Origin of the sequence: Nitrosomonas supralitoralis (assembly GCF_003011925.2) — a bacterium.
In the GTDB taxonomy this organism is placed as follows: domain Bacteria; phylum Pseudomonadota; class Gammaproteobacteria; order Burkholderiales; family Nitrosomonadaceae; genus Nitrosomonas; species Nitrosomonas supralitoralis.
Genome location: NZ_PXXU01000182.1, coordinates 1 through 689, shown reverse-complemented (window position 1 = coordinate 689; position 689 = coordinate 1). Strand labels below are relative to the sequence as shown.

At 31.3% G+C, this 689-nt stretch carries 1 pseudogene; it reads left to right on the top strand.

Annotated features, from left to right (window positions below):
• Nucleotides 1–479 precede the first annotated feature (479 nt).
• A pseudogene (locus C7H79_RS18590) lies at nucleotides 480–689 on the top strand (Crp/Fnr family transcriptional regulator); the annotation flags it as partial.

The window sequence follows — 689 nt, the reverse complement described above, 5'->3', positions numbered from 1 at the left end:
TATAATAGATGTTATTAAACAGTGTGTTGCATGGTGGTCTTTGCTGCAAAACAGAAGTGTGGATCGTAGGACACTTTTAATCATTATTTCGATCAGAATCACGAGATTGTTTTAATAATTCGGTTCGATTGGATCACTAAAAATCAGAATATTATTGCTTTTTATTAGAGAGTAAGATCATTCTTAAGTCGATTATAAAATTTCTTTAGATTTAATTTGAGTTATTCGTTAAGTAATTATACTTATGGTTATCTAAATTAGCACATGGTTAAATGCTATTAACAAATAATTTAGAGATCTATACAAATCGTAATATTTTACGATATGAAGATCCGAACTATTACTCCACGAAGAAATTCATAAATCTGGTTTAAAGACAGAAGAATGTACCTGCAGAAGTAATCGTTGAGTTTGATTACGCTGGATGTAAATAGCAATATAAATCACTACGTTGATTTTACTCGATTGGAGGTATTTAAATGTTACTAACATCTTGTGATCCTAAAAAAAATCATATATTGAGCAAATTGAGTGCGGATGAATATGAACAATTAAGTCCTCATTTAGAGCTTGTGACATTGTCGAGAGCTGAGGTATTGTTTGATGCAAATGAAAAACTGCAATCCGTGTATTTTCCCATCACAGCTACTACCTCATTATGCTGTTTTGAAGATGGCTCGTCTGTACAA